Below are 14,041 nucleotides of genomic sequence, written 5' to 3'. Positions count from 1 at the left end.
AGCTGCTTGTTGTCGAGGGTCACACGAGGTCCGGAAAAACAGGTTTGGCGCGGAGACCAATCAGGCGAGGGTGTGGATAACTGTCGTGTCGAGTCAGCCTGTGGACAAACGACGTTCGGCCCCGGGGCTGGGGCCGAACGTGTGGTATTAGACGTCGTCGAAGACATCGAGGAGCTTGGCGGGGTCGCGGCGGTAGCGGCCGCCGTCGAGAAATACTCCGACGGCAGCACGGTGAACGCGTCGGAGTTCGGCCATCAGAGTGTCGTACCCGATGCGGTCGGTGATGCGCCAGGTGACAGGTCCCATGTGCAGGTCTACCCAGTGGATCGTGCGGCGTTGTTCGGAGCTGTAGCGGTGGTGTGGGACTGCGGTGTGTTCGGGGCTGTCGAGCCATAGGACGGAGATCGCAGCGGCACCGAATTCTGCGCCTGGTTGGGCGGGGTGGGGGGCTTGTCCATCGGCTCCGGCAAGTGCGGCCCGGACGGTGGCGAATCCGGTGATGACTGCGGATACTGTTTCGGCGCTGCGGAAGGTCATCATGACGTGACCTAGTGCGACGATCATCTGCGCTTCGTCGGTTGCTGCGGAGGTGGCGGTGATAGTGGCCTGTTGGGGTCCTGTGACCAGGACGGTTGTGTGGGTGACAATTCCGGTGGTTCGGGCGTTGTATGCGGCGGTGGTCCGTCGTCCTGTGCTGGAAGTACTCTGCGGCATGTCGGGCTCTCTTTCTGTTGCGGGACCGGCACCCCCGGCCCCTCCGCTCTGCCAATTTCTTTCGCCGTCATCTGGCTCGAAGGAGAGAAGGCGGCGCACTGGACCGGCGTCCTGGCCCTGATCCGGAAAGTTTTCAGCCGCAGGCGCTTTGAAAAGTTTTCGGAGCCCATCGGGCCGAAGCAAGGCGGAGTCAGGGTTGGGTAAGACGGGTCAGGGTGTTGCATGCTCGATCGGAGCCAGATGTGCGAAGGAAATTGTTCTTTCTGCTGTGCGGAGCGCAGCGGAGCTCAATCCGGAGACCGCCGGAGGTGGGCCCAGGGCAGCGCGGGCCTCGACGCAGACTGAGCCATCCGGGCGCGACCACCTCACAGCCCTCAACAGCCTGGGGTGATTGCGCGGGAGCGACGGAAAGCAACCAGGCTCGATGTCGCGGTAGCACTTCTATCCTGCGGACATGCGGTCATGTTCGCAGGCTGACCTGTTATCAAACTTGAATTGCCCGTCCTGGTGGCCATCGACGATCCCTGCGGTGACTTCTTCCCACTTCCGATATCGGCGCATCGCGGTCGATGCAACGGAGCCGTCCGTTTCTCTACCGATTCGTGCCCACGACCATTCACGGTGGGCGTGTCGAAGCCGCGCTGTCTCTGCAACTTCCGGTGTGAGGTCGTCTACTTGCAGTCGAGGCGAGTCCGCCGCGTCGACCTGTTCTTCCCGCCAGCCGTCTTCACCCCCTGAGTCATCCCCGCTCTGGCTTTGGCCTTCTTGGATGGAGTCGGCGTCAGTCCAATCCGGCTCTTCTGTGGCAGCACTCGGAGCCAACTCCTCCCCTGCGGTTCCGCGGGGCGCACGAAGGATGACAGCCAGCACTTCCGTCATCGCAAGGAGCGCAATAGGTGCAATGGTGGCAATACCCGCCGAGACCACGGCCGGAAGCAAGGTCGCACTCAACACTGCGTGATACGAGTTACCCGCAATCGACGCCGATGCCGCGACACGTAAAATCGATACGACAAAACGACGGCCCTTGATGGTGCGGTTGTCCGTGTGGTTGGACAGCGCAATCGCCGTCACTGTTGTCGAGACGATTGCACCGTCCAACACGATCGGAATCACCCAGGCTTCACCGGGACCTATCCCTGCCATCACCGCGAGATCACGCAACACAGCGAAACTGAGCCAGAAGGACGCCCCGGCGATGCCAACTGTCAACGCAACGGCTGTTGCGAGAGCCCACTGCAGAATCGCTGGATGTAGCGCAACGACGTCTGACGGCTTCGTTGTCAACGGAGTTGCCGCGGAGTGTGATCGGCTCATCGGATTCTCGGTCCTCGTGCGAGGGGGCCCGTTCGTTGCGGGAACGGCGCACCGTCGTTGAATCTGTTGCGCAACAACTCCAAGTAGTCTTCGATTGCCGCATTGACGAGATCCGACGGGCCCCGCGGTGCGCCGGGCGTTGCGGACAGCGCTTCGGCTGCGTTGAGAAGATCGTCGACGGTGGACTGGTAGAGGTAGTACGAACGCTTCTGTTTTGCGTTGTCCGGTGACGTTTGCGCACCGGTCTCGACCAACGAAACAGTGTCGTGGGGCTGCCGCGAGTTCTCCGGCGGATCGACCGGGCTCGATCCGGCGAGTGCGCTCTTCATACGTTCGGGCCGGGCCATCACAGGTGTCCCTTCGTGAGCAGCGCAAGGGTGTCGCGATAGATCGTCGACAGGCTGCGAGATTGTGTTGTCCCCCAGTCGACCAGGCTGGTTTGGGCCTCCATCGAGTCTTTGATGACAACCCGCTTGGGGACGGCATCGCCGAGGATGTTGATGCTTGCGGCGATCTCGATCAGTTGTTCTCGACCGCTGATCGTCGCGATCTCGTGAAGGTTGACGATCGCACCGAGCATGTCGAGGTCCGGGTTGTAGCTGCGCTTGACTGCGTCGATGGTGCGTAGTAGCCGCGCGAGTCCATTCGCTGAGAACAGCGCGGACTGAGTCACGACGACGGCGGCGCGCGCTGCAACAAGGGCGTTGATAGTCAGCAGATCGAGGCTAGGTGGGCAATCTATGAGGATCACGTCGTACACGCCTCGTACGACCTCGATTGCGTCGCGAAGCCGCCGTTCTCGGCCGGCACCGGCGACGACCAATTGATCGCGGACATAGGCCAGGGACTCGTTTCCCGGCGACGTGGGTACCAGGTCTACGCCGGGCCAGATGGTGGGGACGACAGCATCGGCGATGGTCGCGTTCGACGACTCGGCGAGTACGTCGGCAACACCGACATCGTCGCTCTCTAGCTCGGTCCTGGCCAGGACGGTGCTGGCGTTGCCTTGCGGATCCACGTCGATAACGAGTGCTCGCGTCCCCGCTTGGGCAACGGCGTAGGCGAGGTGAAAGACGGTGGTGGTCTTGCCCACTCCGCCCTTCTGGTTGCAGAACGCAAAGATGTCAGCGGGCATGGTGGGTCTCACTTTCCATGGATGAATGGGACGAACTGGGGGTATGGCGGGAATGGGATGTCATCCACGCCTTGGAACCGAGGGATGTGTCGTGCCCCGTAGAAGTCTTGGATGTATTGCAGGTAAGGGGCACGAAGCGCGAGTCGCGTGCCATAGGCGAAATGCACGCCACAGGGGTATGAGAAGCGTCTACTACCAACACATCCCAAGCGCGACTCGCATCCTTGGTGGGCAATGCTGGTGTAACCACCGCGGGACGTATGACGCCCGTCGCCAGCGAGTCATCTGAGGCACTCTTTGCGGGTAATTCAGGTATGGCACTCGCGGGGAACGCCGCCGTACCGCCCGCGGGAGCGGCCGGCACCAGCGAACTGCTGCGCTCGCGTGCAGACCGCCAAATACGTTGCTCTAGTTGGGTCTTCGGGGAATCGACATGCAGGAGGGCGGCACGGACTGAAAGATCGAGACCTGAATGACAGTTGGCCATACCAGGCAGCTCTGTGATGTGAGCATTGCAGATGGGTCGAGAACTCAACTGGTACCTCCATAGTGGTGACGTATGAAAGACAAGGGACTTCGTTCGTTCGCTCCGGACCCCCCATGGCCCCTGAGCCAATTTCCGCACCCACGTTGTCCGCTCCACGCCCGATAGCCCCGTGCCTCGTTGGGCGCGCGGCTAATCGGTATCGCCACCCGCTCGATGATCAGTCGAGCTGATGGTGCCTCGGGGCCGGTCTCCGAGGATTTACAAAGGGTGCACAGGCCGGCGGCAGGCTGGTTGTTCGTCGGGCTCTGCCAGAAAACGACGCTGCGACAGCGACTGAGGGCGGACTTCAACGGCACACGGGACCCACGCAGGGGTATGGCGTGACGCAGACAATCGCGTAAACAGTGTGTACGCAGATGGATTTACCTAGACGCGGGTAAATCCGGCCTCCACTCATCCCCGCTCTACGTCGACAACATTCCGAAGCAGAGTGAGGGCATGAGCGCGGCAAAACGCCTTGTGAGGCGCGTCAGGACCGATTAGTATCCGAGGACGAAGCTCCTTCCTGCAAGGTGGGGATTTCGAGGACGCCCTCGGCACCGGTGCTCGTAACACCGGAACTCGCCGGGGGCGTCTCTAGTTCGTACGGGTCTGCAGTGAGAGGCATGTCAGGCAACGCCCGAGCTGACGCGTGCCGCCTCCTCCAGTCCGACGATGTACTCGTCAATGGCCGTGTCGGGAATCAGTCGGCGCTTACCGACCTTGACGCTGCGAATCTCACCGGCCGCAAGCTTGTTGAACAGGTTGGAGCGTCCGAGACCTGTCCGAGCCATCGCTTCCTGGACCGAATACAACCGTCGAGACATGGTGTTTCCTCTCCGCATATTGTGTATTTTCACCACAATCGCGCACTCGATCGAGCGCCGTCCATGTGGTTCCACCACAAGGTAGCAATTCAGTAGCGCTGCCACAACACATACGGAAAATCGGCTAGACTGCGTGCTTATGACACAGTCTTGGGCTGAACAGCTAGTGGCCCGCGTCGCCGGTGAAGTTAGGCGGCTCCGAGGTAAGGAGCACTCGGGACTGTCAGCGGCGAAGCTTGCAGATCGCACCGTAGAGATCGGATATGGGATCTCGCGGTCAGTGGTCGCCGATCTGGAGACAGGGCGAAAGAAGACCATTGACGTGCCCGAACTCCTCGTTCTTGCTGCAGCTCTGGGAGTTTCGCCGGCCCAGCTCGTCTTCCCAGATCTCCCCAGAGGCAAAGTCGAGGTGCTTCCTGGCCTGGAGCAGGAATCACACGGTGCTTTGCAGTGGTTCAGCGGCGAGGCAGGCTTGATGAAACCGTCCGCCGACTGGACCGATGCGGAGACAGAACAGCCCGTCGAAATATGGGCGCGGGAACAGTTCGATCCGAACAACGACCGAGTTGGTGTTACGCGCGAGTGGCTTCAGGCCCTTCACACGATGCGGCGCGCACGTGTACAGCTGCGAACTGGTTTGTCGGCGCGGGAGTCAACGGAGCATATCGAGACCATGCAGATGGCCTACGAGGACGCGCGCAGACGCGCAGAAGAGCTGTTTCACCGGATGACAGATCTACAGATGGCAATGGGCGAGGACGACAACGATGGCTAGAACTCAGCTGCCGCCACAGATTCGCAAGCTGACGATCACGGACCGCAAGACCGGTCGTGCAATCGTGCGGTACGAGGTCAGAGTCGACACCGGTAGCAGAACTACAACGCGCAAGAACCCCGACGGAACGACGACACAGATCGTCAATCGAACACAGAGCAAGCGCAGATTTGCAACCGAGCAGGCAGCCCGCCAAGCACTCGCCGAGACTACGAACAAGGTTTCCAACGGCACGTTCATTCATTCGTCCGAGCTCACTCTTGCTCACGCCTGCGAGCGGTGGCTGGATTCGAAACACAAGCTCAAGGAGTCGTCACTTCGGGGGCATAGGGTCAACCTGCAGCCCGTGATCTCCGAAATTGGCGGCATCCCCGTACAGAAGCTGACCAAGACTGACATCGACAGCCTGGTCAAAAAACTCCGAGCGGGTGGCCTTCCCTTGCCGAACGGTCGAGCTCGAAAGCCCTGGTCCGCACGCACGGTCAATTACATGCTGAGCTTGCTGACGGCAATCCTCGACGATCAACTCAAGCAGGGCAGCATAATCCGAAACGTCGCCGCGATGGTCGATCGATTGCCGACCGAGGCCGTCGAAATGGAAACGCTGTCGCAGGTAGAGGCGAAACGCCTACTGAAGTATGTCGACAGAGATCCAATGGCTCACGCTTGGCATCTTGCTCTTTCCGGATTGAGACGCGGTGAGATTGCAGGCCTTCGCTGGTCCGACGTCGACTTCAAGAAAAACACCATCTCTATTGCGAACAGCAGAGTTGCAGTCGGCTCTCGCATAGTCGAAGGCACACCGAAGAGCCGTCGCTCCAAGCGACGACTACCACTCCCGAAACCCCTGGCCGCAGCGCTGAAAGCCGCGAAAGCTCAGCAGGCGGAGGACAAACTCTTGCTGGGCGTCGACTACACCGACTCGATATACGTAGTTCGCCTTCCATCGGGTGAGGCCGTGCATCCGAACCTCTTGACCTTTCGCTGGAAGAAGGTCCTTAAAGCAGCGGGCCTCAAGTCCATCCGTCTGCACGACGCCCGACATACTTGCGCGACTCTCATGCATCTGCAGGGTGTGCCGATCGCTGTCATCGCGGCGTGGTTGGGCCATGCGTCCGCAGCATTCACCCTGAGCGTCTACGCACATTCGCAGGAAGATGCTTTGTTGGAGGCTGCAAACAGCTTCGACCCGTTGCAGAAGCGTAGGAAGTCCACCTAGCGCACGGGCGCAACACATTTCGCTCAGACGCCACTCAATATTCCTTCGATAGTGACCTTCGAAGGTGCGGGAACGTTGTCGTAGATCCTACGAGGCGTCCAGGTGACCTTCAGTCGTCGATTTCCCACTACAGACGGACCAAGAACGACAGCGTCCACCACGGCAGCAGAGCCCGACTCGAACAGGTGTTGCGTAATCAGCAAGGACACGATCGGCCGGAGGACCGAGTCGTCAAGCCCAAGTCCACGTACCAGTTCGAGAGGATCGACCGGCGCGCCCCAGGGCAAAAAAGAATCGCCGCTTGCAGGCTCGCCGAACAACCCGGCTCCCAGCGATTTCTTCTGAACCTCTTCAGCAGGGACACCGTTTATCGAACCGAGACGGAATACGGCAGACGCCGACTGTCCCTGCGAGACAACAGATAATTCAATGGTTTCGTCGTGGACGTTTGTCGAGCGCATCGTCGAGGACAACCGATCGATCCGTACGACTTTGGACTCTGCAGTGGAGGCAAACACAATTTGCGTTCGAGCGTCCCGCAGCTGACCAAGTTCCGCGTGAACCGAGGCGGAACGGACTTGGGCTTTGATGATCAATTTCGTGCCGTCGCCGGAAATATCCGTTGCCCTGAAAAACAACGGTCCCAACCTGACCCACGGTGCCAGGTCCTCTGCTGCCAAAGCCATCAATCGCGCGCGAATGCGTTCTTGAAGATCGTCAATCGTATGCCATGTGCTGGTGGTGTAGAGATTTCGTGCACTTGCGATAAGGTCTCGCTGCTGGCCATCGAAGTCGGCGGTGTTGGCGTCACCTACGAACAGACACAGCCTCAACCCCTGTTTCTCTGCCTCCAGAAACTCCGCGTGGGTTGCCGAGTACCCATCGGGCATCCGGACTCCATATCGCGGACCCCAAAGACCGACGTAGACATCAGACCCCCGAACGCCCGCCAAATACGCCTCATCGGCACTGACGTCCTGTGCTCCGAGCTCATGCTCGAACATCACTGGATCCGCGCCGATATCTGCGATCGCGGACCTCGACGCTGCACGCTCATTTAGCATGTCGGTAATCAAGCTGGAAACAAAGATCCTGCGGCCTGATGCCCAGTCAGCGATGTCTTCTTGCCTCGGCACCACTGATGCGGAGCGTTGATCTATGTCTACATGTGGGGCCATCACCTCATTAGACATCACCCGACCGACAAGTCACATGAGACCGGGATCGAAGCGGCCTCGTTGGTCGTATCGTCCAGGTGGCAACATGTAGATCCGGCAACGTCCGGGAAGCACAGTTATTCTGAGATGTGTCAATATGTGTCACTCTCACTAGTGTTCGAACGTCCACTCACGTCCGACACCGACCTTGACCTGCACCTTTTCTGTGCCCCCAGTCGGACTCGAACCGACACTGTGCGGATTTTAAGTCCGCTGCCTCTGCCAATTGGGCTATAGGGGCGATTGCTGGGACCGCTGGTTCCAGCGGTGACGATCATATCGGTCCGCTACTGGGCGGGGATGACCGGTGGCACGAAGTCGAAGGTCATGCCCAGGAGCCACACCAGCAGCAGGACGACCGGGAAGTGGAAGATGAACTGCAGGAACGTGAATCCGATGAGATCGCGGGCCCGCAGGCCCAGTACGGCGAGCAGCGGAAGCATGAAGAACGGGTTGATGAGGTTCGGCAGTGCCTCGGCGACGTTGTAGATCTGGACGGTCCAGCCAAGGTTCATCTGCACGTCGGTAGCCGATTGCATGACGTAGGGCGCTTCGACCAGCCATTTACCTCCGCCGGAGGGCACGAACAGCCCGAGGATCACGGTGTAGATCGCGATGACGACAGCAAAGCCGCCGCCGCTACCGATGTCGGTGAAGAAGTTCGCGAGGTGCTCGGAGATCGTGACGCCTCCCCGTCCCTCGGCCTCGACCAGAATGGCAGCCATCGCCGCGTACAGCGGGAATTGAACGAGTATGCCCGCGGTGGCCGGCACTGCTTTGGACACTGCGTCGAGAAACCTTCTGGGCGTTCCGTGCAGGACGAGACCGAGGATCAGAAAAACCAGAAGATAGCCGTTCAGGCTCGACACCACCGACAGCACCGGCAACGTCAGTAGCTGCGACACAAGCCATCCCAGCGTCATTGCACCGATCAGCAACGGAAGGACCCGACTGTACTCGAGCCACTCGCCGGGACGCGACCGCGGAGCCGGCTCGTCGATCGTGTCGTCGAGATCGACGCCCATGCTCTCCGCAGTCTTGATCGCCGCGCCCTTCGGAGCGGACAGATGCGCTATGACGACGGTGATCACCGTGATGATCAAACAGGTCACCAACGACTGCCACGTGAAGATGGTCTTACCGAAATCGAGAACACCGGTGATCTGCAGCAGCGGTCCGGGCAGGGAACTCGCAGTTGCCTGCAATTGTGCCGCGGACGAGGACATTCCGAGCGCCCACACCGCACCGAGTCCCATGAATGCCGCGGCACCGAGAGCCCGGTAGTCGGCCTGCATGTCCGACCGTCGCGCGATCGCGCGAGCGAGCAGACCGCTGAAAACCAAACTCAATCCCCAGTTCAGAAACGACACCGTACAGGAGAGCAGGGCCACGAAACTCACTGCGCTGCTGGGTGAACGAGGCAGCAGTGCCAGACGGGTGATCAGCCGCGCCACCGGAGGCGACGTCGCTACGACGTACCCGGTGAGCACCACCATCGCCATCTGCAGCGTGAACGCCGTCAGATCCCAGAAACCCCCACCGAAGGCGTCGACGACGTTCTGCGGCGACGACCCGTTCGCGAACGCCGCCACCGCGACGACGACAACGCCCACCAAAGCGAAGATGTAGGCGTCGGGGAACCATTTTTCGGTGGCTCGAGCCAGTCCTTGCGCGAGCCGTGCCAGGCCCTTCTCGGCGGGTGCCTGCGTCGTCGTCATCGATGATCCTCGTTTCGGCGTAGTCCCCTGCGCGTGCGTGTCGCACGTCACAGAGTTCACCGAATCGGACACCGATGCAAGGAGCATCGCCGCAGGTATTACCTGCGAATCTGCAGAACTACGCCTTCACGGACAGGGCGATGCCATCGAGAATGTCGTGCTCACTGACCACCAGGGTGCTGACGGCGCCGCGACGCTCGAACTCTTCGGCCAGAACACTGGTCACGATGGCACCGCCACCGATGACGTCGACCCGTCCGGGGTGCATGGGCCCCAACGCCGCTCGGTCGGCGCGGGTCATCCCGATCAGACGGTCGCACACGTCGAACAGGTCTCCGAAGGACACTCGTGTCAGGTGGACCTTGTCCGCGTCGTACTCCTGCAGACCTGCAGCGATGGCTGCGATGGTGGTCATGGTGCCCGCGACGCCGACCCAACTCGAGGCCTCGCCGATGTTCACGTCCTCGAACGCTTCCTCCAACTTCTCGCGGGCGTACGCGCGAGCTCCGGCGATCTCGTCGGCGGTGGGCGGATCGGAGTGCAGAAAACGCTCGGTCAGACGGACGCACCCGATGTTGGCGGAAAACGCCGCACGCACACCCTTGCGATCACCCAGAACGAGTTCAGTGGACCCGCCGCCGAGGTCGACGACGACGAACGGTGCACCCTTGGCGTCGAGTTCGCCGACGGCACCGGCGAAGGACAGCCGTGCTTCCTCGTCACCGGTGATGACCTCCGCGACCGAACCTGGCACGATCGGATCCAGGATCTCTCGCGTCATCGCGAAGAAGTCGTCGCGGTTCGCGGCGTCGCGGGTGGCGGACGTCGCGACCATGCGCAGCGCCGACGCACCGGCTTCGCGAATGATGCCGGCGAACTCCTCGAGCGCTACGCGGGTACGTTCGATCGCCTCGGGCGCAAAGGAACCCGTCGCGTCGACGCCTTGGCCGAGGCGCACGACGCGCATCTCCCGCGCAACATCCGTCAGAACACCGTCTTTGATGTCCGCAACGAGGAGGCGGATGGAATTGGTGCCGCAATCGATGGCTGCTACCCGAGTCATGAAGTCTCTCCGCGAAGTTCGGCGATGGTCGGCCAGTCGGCCGGAATTGCTGTGCCGCGCAACGAGGTCTCGGCGGCGAGCGCCACCGACTCGTCACCGAGTGGGTTGACGCCCGGGCCCTTGGCGAGGGAGTGAGCGATCAACACGTGCAGGCACTTGACCCGATCCGGCATACCTCCGCCGGTGAAATCGGTTCCGAGAGATTCGATGTCGTTGCGCTCGGCCAGGTAGGACTCGTGCGCGCGCCGATATCCGGCGGCCAGTTCCTCGTCCTCGGACAACCGAAGAGTCATCTCTCGCATCACGCCCGCCGATTCCTGACGGCTGGCCTCAGCAGTCAAGCGCGGATCCGTCAGATAGAACAGGGTGGGGAACGGGGTGCCGTCGGGCAGCTTGGGGGCAGTTTTCACCACACCGGGCCTACCGTCCGGGGATCGATACGCGATGGCGAGAACACCGCGGGGTTCGCGTCCGAGTTGAGCCGCTACGGCGTCGAGATCTTCCTTCGAGACTGCCGAGCTCACCCGACCGGTCCTCCTTCGATGTCCGGTGCAGGCTCGGGCAAAACAGCCCGATCCGGCACCACTTCTTGTTCCTCCACGGGCCCCTGCGGTTGCACCGCGGACTCCCACAGGTCCCGGTACCACGGGCCTTCGGATTGCTTGGTGGTTTCCACGTCGTCCACCGGCGGACCGACGTCCCCCGGCAACTGCACCGTGTACGGCGTCTCCCCCGGCATCACCCAGCGGAGCCTGGACTTCGCATTGGCTGCGATGCGCGTCGGGTCGTTCAATTGCGTTTTCTCGAGCTCCAGGTCCTTGACGTCCTGCTCGAGTCCGGTGCGCTCGGCGAGAACCTGCTCGAGCTCGGCGCGCTGCGAGAAGTAGGTGCGCAGCGGCATCGCGAGCGTCAACGCCAACGCGCACACGACGACGGCGAGGACCACGGCCTTGGCCGTCGACAGGCCGAGAAAGGTGCGCTCACCGCCGGACGAAGCCCGCGCGCCCACGCGTCGGGGAGCTGCTTTGCCGCCGACCACGGCGTCACGCGCCTGATCGGACGGCTCCGGCGCCGGCTGACCGGAGCTGCGTTCGTCTCCCGACGCAGCTCCGGACGTCCGGCCCCGGGATGCAGAGCGACCACGAGGCCTGGGATCACGCCCACCTGGGCTTGTCCCGGATCTTCCTCGTCGTGCCGCCATGCAATCACCCTCGTCGAATCGAGCTGAAAACTATCCCTCGTAATTGAACCGGGGGAAAGCCAGCTCACCCGAGTAACGCGCCGCGTCACCCAGAGCTTCTTCGATTCTCAGCAACTGGTTGTACTTCGCGACGCGCTCGGAACGTGCGGGCGCACCCGTCTTGATCTGACCGCTGCCGACGGCAACCGCCAGGTCCGCGATGGTGGTGTCCTCGGTCTCGCCGGACCGGTGGCTCATCATCGTCTTGTAGCCGTTGCGGTGCGCGAGGTCGACGGCGTCGAGGGTCTCGGTGAGCGTGCCGATCTGGTTGACCTTCACCAGCAGCGCGTTGGCCGCACCCTTGACAATGCCGTCCTCGAGACGCTCCGGGTTGGTGACGAAGAGGTCGTCGCCGACGAGCTGCACCTTGTCACCGATGGCCTCGGTGAGGGCAACCCAGCCGTCCCAGTCGTTCTCGTCCAGCGGATCCTCGATAGAGACGAGCGGGTAGGCGTCGACGAGTTCGCCGTAGAACGCCGACAGCTCCTCGGCGGACTTGGTAGCGCGCTCGAAGGCGTAGCCGGTGCCTGCGGTGTAGAACTCGGTGGCTGCGACGTCGAGTGCGAGCGCCACATCCTGTCCGGGCTTGAGGCCGGTCTTGGCGATGGCGTCGAGAATGAGGTCGAGCGCTTCCTTGGTTCCGGCCAGGTCGGGCGCGAAGCCGCCCTCGTCGCCGAGGCCCGTCGACAGGCCCTTGGCCTTCAGCACCGACTTGAGGGAGTGGTAGACCTCGGCACCCCAGCGCAGGGATTCCTTGAAGGTCGGCGCACCGATGGGCGCGATCATGAACTCCTGGACGTCGACGCCACTGTCCGCGTGCGCGCCACCGTTGATGATGTTCATCATCGGTACGGGAAGGATGTGCGCGTTCGGTCCGCCGAGGTAACGGAACAGCTCGAGTCCAGCGGACTCCGCAGCCGCCTTCGCCACCGCGAGGGAAACACCGAGCAGCGAGTTCGCGCCGAGACGCGCCTTGCTCGGGGTGCCGTCGAGATCGAGAAGAGCCTGGTCGACGGCCCGCTGCTCGATGGCGTCGAGGCCGATGACAGCCGGTGCGATCTCGTCGAGAACAGCGTTGACGGCCTTCTCGACACCCTTGCCGCCGTAACGCTCGCCGCCGTCACGAAGCTCGACTGCCTCGTGCTCACCGGTGGACGCTCCGGAAGGAACCGCTGCGCGGGTCAGTGTTCCGTCGTCCAGTGCGACCTCGACCTCGACCGTGGGGTTGCCACGGGAGTCGAGAATCTCGCGAGCTCCGACCTGCTCAATGATGGCCACGAATGCTTCTCCTTGTAACGGGGGCGGGCGGGTAAGTGCCGGGTGTCAGACTAGCCGCTCGCCTGACCTCCCCGCGACGCACAGGAGCGGAGCCTGCGGAGTGACCAGGGAAAGTCAGGAGCGGAGCCTGCGGAGTGACCAGGGAAAGTCAGGAGCGGAGCCTGCGGAGTCACGCAGTGGTGCCGACTGAATAGGCGGCTGCAGCGTCGCGGACGTCTCGGAGATAGACACCGGACTGGTTGTAGGCCATGAGCGCGCGCTCCCACCCTTCCGCAGTACGCAGATCACCTCCGCGCGCGCAGAGGTAGCGAGCTGCGGTCAGAGCCGCGTCGTCGAGGTTGTCGGGATCGGCGATTCCGTCACCGTTGGCGTCGACGCCCCATTTCTTCCAGGTCTCGGGAATGAACTGCATCGGGCCCATCGCGCGGTCGTGCACCGGATCGCCGTCGAGTTGGCCGCCATCGGTGTCGGGAATTTCGGCGACGCCCGGGCCGCCGTCCAATGGGATGCCGCGAATCGCGGGCGACACAAGACCGTCGGGGGCGACGGACGAGCCCTGGTACGTGCCGTGGCGACTTTCGATGTAGCCGATTCCGGCGAGCGTCGTCCAGGCGATGCCGCAGCCGGGTGCCGTGTCGGACATGATCGCGGCGGCGTGACCGTAGGCCGCCAACGCCGGAACCGAGATGTTCATGGCGTCGGCCTGGGGCTCCGCCCAATCGAGCAGGAGGTCCGCCGTTCTCCCCTGTGCGTTGAAGTCGATCTCGGGCACCGGCGTTCCCGCTCCGGGAGGAATGCCTTCGGGAATCGCACGCGGCGGTTCCGACGAGCCGCACGCCGCAGCCAACAGACCCACCGCGACCACAGCAACGACGTAGGCCACTCGCTTCTTCACAGGTCCATCCTGCACACGAAAAGTAATAGAAACCTAAAGCGCCGAGTATGCGCAGGTCAAAGGCGTTTTCCAATATGCACGAGGGTGTATGTTGCTCTCAACCACATGAGGGTTCCC

General features: G+C 62.2%; 14 protein-coding genes and 1 tRNA gene. 2 read left to right on the top strand and 13 right to left on the bottom strand.

Annotation, left to right across the window (positions count from 1 at the left end; all coding sequences use genetic code 11):
* Positions 1-147: 147 nt before the first annotated feature.
* The 5 genes from BH95_RS19590 to BH95_RS19570 form a co-directional block, all read right to left on the bottom strand.
* Positions 148-714: a hypothetical protein gene (locus tag BH95_RS19590; RefSeq protein ID WP_037183605.1), complete on the bottom strand. Its 567-nt coding sequence runs from the start codon at positions 712-714 to the stop codon at positions 148-150.
* 441 nt (positions 715-1,155) lie between these two features.
* The gene (locus tag BH95_RS19585; RefSeq protein WP_037183604.1) at positions 1,156-2,031 is read right to left on the bottom strand and encodes a DUF2637 domain-containing protein; all 876 of its coding nucleotides are present in this window, start codon (positions 2,029-2,031) and stop codon (positions 1,156-1,158) included.
* Positions 2,028-2,378: a hypothetical protein gene (locus BH95_RS19580; RefSeq protein WP_037183601.1), complete on the bottom strand. Its 351-nt coding sequence runs from the start codon at positions 2,376-2,378 to the stop codon at positions 2,028-2,030. The genes BH95_RS19585 and BH95_RS19580 overlap by 4 nt, the downstream gene beginning before the upstream one ends.
* On the bottom strand, positions 2,378-3,166 hold the full coding sequence (locus BH95_RS19575; RefSeq protein ID WP_037183599.1) for a ParA family protein: 789 nt from the start codon (positions 3,164-3,166) through the stop codon (positions 2,378-2,380). Before BH95_RS19575 ends, BH95_RS19580 begins: the two co-directional genes overlap by 1 nt.
* Before the next feature lie 1,155 nt (positions 3,167-4,321).
* The gene (locus BH95_RS19570; RefSeq protein WP_032368532.1) at positions 4,322-4,519 is read right to left on the bottom strand and encodes an excisionase family DNA-binding protein; all 198 of its coding nucleotides are present in this window, start codon (positions 4,517-4,519) and stop codon (positions 4,322-4,324) included.
* A 139-nt stretch (positions 4,520-4,658) separates the two neighbouring features.
* On the opposite strand from BH95_RS19570, the gene BH95_RS19565 reads away from it, so the two are divergent.
* Positions 4,659-5,294: a helix-turn-helix domain-containing protein gene (locus BH95_RS19565; protein WP_037183598.1), complete on the top strand. Its 636-nt coding sequence runs from the start codon at positions 4,659-4,661 to the stop codon at positions 5,292-5,294.
* Between the two features lie 346 nt (positions 5,295-5,640).
* The gene (locus tag BH95_RS19560; RefSeq protein WP_244165047.1) at positions 5,641-6,513 is read left to right on the top strand and encodes a tyrosine-type recombinase/integrase; all 873 of its coding nucleotides are present in this window, start codon (positions 5,641-5,643) and stop codon (positions 6,511-6,513) included.
* Positions 6,514-6,536: 23 nt separating this feature from the next.
* Here BH95_RS19560 and BH95_RS19555 read toward each other — a convergent pair whose 3' ends face one another.
* From BH95_RS19555 to BH95_RS19520, 8 genes are all read right to left on the bottom strand, one after another.
* Positions 6,537-7,652, bottom strand: a complete 1,116-nt coding sequence (locus tag BH95_RS19555; RefSeq protein WP_157773099.1) for a DUF4062 domain-containing protein — start codon at positions 7,650-7,652, stop codon at positions 6,537-6,539.
* Between the two features lie 245 nt (positions 7,653-7,897).
* Positions 7,898-7,971: transfer RNA gene (locus BH95_RS19550), tRNA-Leu, on the bottom strand.
* A 46-nt stretch (positions 7,972-8,017) separates the two neighbouring features.
* Complete coding sequence (locus BH95_RS19545) at positions 8,018-9,448, bottom strand: short-chain fatty acid transporter (RefSeq protein WP_026347701.1); 1,431 nt, start codon at positions 9,446-9,448, stop codon at positions 8,018-8,020.
* A 118-nt stretch (positions 9,449-9,566) separates the two neighbouring features.
* Positions 9,567-10,511, bottom strand: coding sequence for a Ppx/GppA phosphatase family protein (locus BH95_RS19540; RefSeq protein WP_037183594.1), 945 nt, complete (start codon positions 10,509-10,511; stop codon positions 9,567-9,569).
* A complete protein-coding gene (locus BH95_RS19535; RefSeq protein ID WP_033190784.1) occupies positions 10,508-11,035 on the bottom strand; it encodes a DUF501 domain-containing protein in 528 nt (175 codons plus the stop codon). The genes BH95_RS19540 and BH95_RS19535 overlap by 4 nt, the downstream gene beginning before the upstream one ends.
* Positions 11,032-11,712 (bottom strand): FtsB family cell division protein, encoded by a 681-nt coding sequence (locus BH95_RS19530; protein WP_230594178.1) that lies wholly within the window; start codon positions 11,710-11,712, stop codon positions 11,032-11,034. Before BH95_RS19530 ends, BH95_RS19535 begins: the two co-directional genes overlap by 4 nt.
* Positions 11,713-11,742: 30 nt before the next feature.
* A complete protein-coding gene (gene eno, locus BH95_RS19525) occupies positions 11,743-13,029 on the bottom strand; it encodes a phosphopyruvate hydratase (protein WP_020111364.1) in 1,287 nt (428 codons plus the stop codon).
* Positions 13,030-13,198: 169 nt separating this feature from the next.
* Entirely contained in the window at positions 13,199-13,924 is a 726-nt protein-coding gene (locus tag BH95_RS19520) for a lytic transglycosylase domain-containing protein (protein ID WP_033190783.1), read from the bottom strand.
* Positions 13,925-14,041: the final 117 nt, after the last annotated feature.

It is taken from the genome of Rhodococcoides fascians A44A (assembly GCF_000760735.1).
Classification (GTDB): Bacteria; Actinomycetota; Actinomycetes; order Mycobacteriales; family Mycobacteriaceae; genus Rhodococcoides; species Rhodococcoides fascians_E.
The sequence above is the reverse complement of the archived record's forward strand: the minus strand, read 5'-3'. Positions and strand labels throughout refer to the sequence as shown.